4 protein-coding genes are annotated in these 3892 nt (G+C 46.1%); 1 reads left to right on the top strand and 3 read right to left on the bottom strand.

Features of this window, described 5'->3' with window-relative positions:
• On the top strand, positions 1-405 hold a 405-nt coding region (locus ACXJGZ_RS02720; protein ID WP_456398253.1), incomplete at its 5' end, for a hypothetical protein.
• 60 nt (positions 406-465) lie between these two features.
• Here the strand turns inward: ACXJGZ_RS02720 and ACXJGZ_RS02715 are convergent.
• From ACXJGZ_RS02715 to lysS, 3 genes are all read right to left on the bottom strand, one after another.
• Positions 466-1377, bottom strand: a complete 912-nt coding sequence (locus ACXJGZ_RS02715; protein ID WP_293252738.1) for a phosphate signaling complex PhoU family protein — start codon at positions 1375-1377, stop codon at positions 466-468.
• Between the two features lie 88 nt (positions 1378-1465).
• Complete coding sequence (locus ACXJGZ_RS02710) at positions 1466-2047, bottom strand: indolepyruvate oxidoreductase subunit beta (RefSeq protein ID WP_293252755.1); 582 nt, start codon at positions 2045-2047, stop codon at positions 1466-1468.
• A gap of 48 nt (positions 2048-2095) precedes the next feature.
• Positions 2096-3673 (bottom strand): lysine--tRNA ligase, encoded by a 1578-nt coding sequence (lysS, locus tag ACXJGZ_RS02705; protein ID WP_456398252.1) that lies wholly within the window; start codon positions 3671-3673, stop codon positions 2096-2098.
• Positions 3674-3892 lie beyond the last annotated feature (219 nt).

The following is a 3892-nucleotide window of genomic DNA, read 5'->3' as shown; positions in this document are numbered from 1 at the left end:
CTTGGAGAAACCATAATAAGAGTGTTTGAAGAGCTTTCCAGAAGACCCAGGCAAACTGCCGCGCCCATAATTCTGGCTTCCACATTTGTATTGGGAATTGCATCCGTTGCAGTGATGATTTATGGGGGAGTGGACACAATAGGCATCCTCGATGGCGCCGTGACAACGTTCGTTTTATTCGGTGGCATAATCGCGGCGTGGGCAGTCATAACGGGGAAAGAATATGTACCCTCTTCACTCCGCAGGGCTTCATACATCGGGGTTCTCATAGTCGGAACTCTCGGCATCTATGCTCTAATACAGCTGATACTGGGCAAAAACTTTGCTTCCTTGGTGCTGCTCTTAATGCTGCTCGGGGTGGCATTGGGCTTTAATGGATACCTCAAGGGCCTCCTCTCGGAGTGATTCTTTAATTTTTTAATTTTAAGCTTAAAACTTTAAGCTTTGCTCTCTTCATTCCACTGGTTAACCCATTGCCATGTTTATTATTGTCTCTCCTATGTTCTCAAGGTACTCGAGGATTCTGCGGTAGCTGTCCATGGCTATCGACTTTTTGTAATCGATTCTTTTTATGCGCTCCTTCAAGTCGTACATTATATCATCGATTTTCTTGAGGTCTCTGATCTTTATCTGCTTTATTATCTCGGAAAAGGCTCCCTTTAGGTACTCAACCTCTATATCTCCATCAAAGTTTTGGGATATCTTGTATATGTGGTCCCCAATTCTCTCTATATTGCGCACTATGAAAAGCATTCCCAGAAGGTCAAAGCTCTTTTTCACGGGCATTGTCTCCTTTGTTGGTCTATGGGAAAGGAGTTTGTTTACAGCTCTGAGAGCCAGGAAATAAAATCTGTCAAGCTCATTCTCAAGATCATGGATGTCCCTTGAAACTGCTTTATCCTCGAGCTGCTTCATAAGCTCTAGATCCTCGAGCATTGAGAGCACTATGGATTTTAGTCTCCCAAGTATCTCATCTATGTTTACCTCATCATCAGCAAGGAGGCTTTTTGCCACGATCCTATTTGGTTCATCGGCAATAATTTCCATTCCCGGAAGGAGCTGCACTGTCTTTCTGATTTTTATTTTGTACTGGGGAAGCTCATCCAGCAGCTGGATATCAAAAATATCATAGCCTTGAATATAGGCGGAGATAACGAGTCTAACGGCCATGTCCGGAGAGTATGTGCTCGATATCTCGAGTTTCTTGGTTTCACTCACATCCTTGGGTTCCTTAGGGAGCACTGTTATTGAACCATCGGGATTCATCACAAGAGGGATAACATCTCCCTGCTTCAGCTTGTTCTCTTGAATCCACCTCTTGGGCAGGGAAATTATATAGGAGCTCCTTCCAGTAAATTGTATCTTTCTAAACTCCATAGATCTCACCTGAGGTATATGCTCGGATAGAGCTTGTATGTGGTGATATATAAACATTTGGATAGAAGTGAGGTAATAGAGGGGAATATCAAAGCTTGGCGAGTTCAATTCCCCTCTCCAGGGCCCTGAAATTGGTTTCCCACAGTTTTTCTTTGAGTATTTCTCTAATTCCCTCTTTAAGACTCTCCTTCTTTAGGGGAATGAGACCCTTTCCGTAGGCATAGCCGAGCATGAGAACCCCAAGAGTTCGGGAATTAATTTTATCTGCCTCATCCTGGAAGTTTCTGACATCTATGGGGCATATTCTCGAGATTGCTGCCCTAACTTCGTCTATAGAGGGATAACGCTCCTTCCCCACGAGGGTGGTTGCAGTTTGTATAGGATAAGCATTCAAAAGGACATAGCTTTTGGCGCTCAGGAACCGGGCGTTTCTCAGTGCCTCAGCTGGTTCCAGTGCCAGCATTAAATCGGCCTCTCCCTCCTCGATCAGAGGCGAGTATACATCACCAAAGCGTAGATATGAGAGAACGCTACCATAGCGCTGGCTCATTCCAAGGGTTTCGCCTATTCTAACGTTGTATCCCTCTTTCATGGCGGCATTTCCAATTATACGTGAGAGCGTTAGACCGCCCTGCCCTCCTACTCCGGCGATTATTAAGTTGAACTCCATTTCAACCACCGCAAAAACTACGTTTTGATATTTTTAAAGATTGGGGGCTCAAGCCTCAAGCCTGAGCCTCTTTATAACGAACTCCTTATCCAGTGCTGTCAAGAAGGATGCCAGCCTCGGACCCCTATCCTTCCCTATGAAGAGGTTGTAGAGTATTTTGAAGTATCTTTTGCTTGGAATTCCTCTCTTCTTCGCGGCATCAAATATAACTGCGTTGAATTCGTCGAGCGTAAATTCCTCCCTTTCCTCAAGCCATTCAGCGATTTCAAGCATGGCATCCCTAACGGCATCATCGACCTCGATTTCGGGCACTTCTCTTAAAAGCTCGAATTTCACATTATCCGGAGCATATCTCTCCACCCAAGTCTTTGCAAGCTTTATACGGAGGTTGATTCTCTTAATATCCTCTTCATCAAGCTCCTTCGGGATGTGTCCCTGCTCCTGGAGCGTCCTTATTATGCCTTCCTCATCCAAGTGAGGCATCTGCACTAAGACCACCAAGAACCTGAAAGGCGCTTGGGCGATTAATCTCTGGGGAACTTTTGGCATTGCGAGCTCGTAAGTCCTCTTCAGCTCTTCTGCCTCTTCCTCGCTCTTTGCACTTTCCAGACCAAAGTAAATCCTCTCCACTTTGTCGAACTCGTCGTAGAGGTTTAGTAAGCCAAGACCGAGATCAATCTTGAGCTCCTTATTGGGCCTGTGGCTCGCGTAGAGGAACCTTATTACTCCCGGCTCTAAGACCTCATAGAGGTCGCTCAATAAAATTACGTTACCCTTTGAGCCGCTCATCTTTCCTTTTTGTCCTTTAATTCCAACGAACTCATACATAAGCCCTAAAGGCCCGGGCTTTTCGAAGATTTTTTTAACTATCTCCTGCCCTGTGTCCCAAGAGCTTCCAGCGGCGAGATGGTCTTTTCCAGCTGGCTCGAAATCAACATCGAAGTGAGCCCAACGCATAGGCCAATCTACACGCCACCTAAGTTTGACGTTGCCTTCCCTTATGTCCGTCTCGCCCTCGCTCCCGCAATGGGGGCACTTATACTTAACGCCCCACTCACCGTCCCACTCAACAAAATTTGCCTCTTTCCTGCACTTTGGACAGTAAATTTGCACAGGTTGCCAGTCCTCTTCCAAGTGGGGCTGCTTGGCTATGTCGCGGAACTTGTTTAGGACTTCCATTATCTTGCTCCTCTTCTCAAGGGCGAGCCTAACCTCATTTGCATATTCGCCACTTTTGTAGAGCTCGCTTGCCCTAAGGAAGTCCACTTCAATGCCGAGCTTTTCAACTTCGCGCTCGAAGAGCTCCATAAAATGGGCTGCATAGCTCTCATGGCAGCCCCAGGGATCGGGAACTTCACTAACAGGCATGGTCAAATATTGAGCCCACTCCTTTGGAACGTTCTTTGGTACTTTCCTAAACCTATCATAGTCGTCCCACATGTGGATGTGCCTCACCTTTTTGCCCCTATCCCTAAGGGCGTGACCCACAATGTAAGCTGTGAAAAGCTCTCTAAAGTTCCCTATGTGGACGTACCCGCTTGGAGTAATACCACTTTCGACCACGTAAACCTCTTTATCCCCCCTCTCCCGGATTATTTTTTCTGCCATATAATCTGCCCAGTGCATACTCTTCCCTCCTTAATCTAAAAGGCTCAAAAGTCTTTTTTAAACTTGTCCTTTTCGGGGCGTGTTTAATTTCACCTCCTGTTACTTAAGCAGTACTTGACTCTGAGAAGAATTTTCAGCGCGTAACACATTACCCCAAGCAGTATCCGCGTCACAGTAATCTCTCTCAGAAAACAAGGCATCCTGTCACCAAACCAGGTTGCAAAAGCACCCCAGAAC

The organism is Palaeococcus sp. (in: euryarchaeotes) (assembly GCF_053987695.1).
This window is presented reverse-complemented; position numbering and strand designations above follow the sequence as displayed.

Coding starts and splice junctions, on each gene's coding strand:
- ACXJGZ_RS02715 (WP_293252738.1), bottom strand. CDS start 1,377: ATGGAGTTTAGAAAGATACAATTTACTGGAAGGAGCTCCTATATAATT.
- ACXJGZ_RS02710 (WP_293252755.1), bottom strand. CDS start 2,047: ATGGAGTTCAACTTAATAATCGCCGGAGTAGGAGGGCAGGGCGGTCTA.
- lysS (WP_456398252.1), bottom strand. CDS start 3,673: ATGCACTGGGCAGATTATATGGCAGAAAAAATAATCCGGGAGAGGGGG.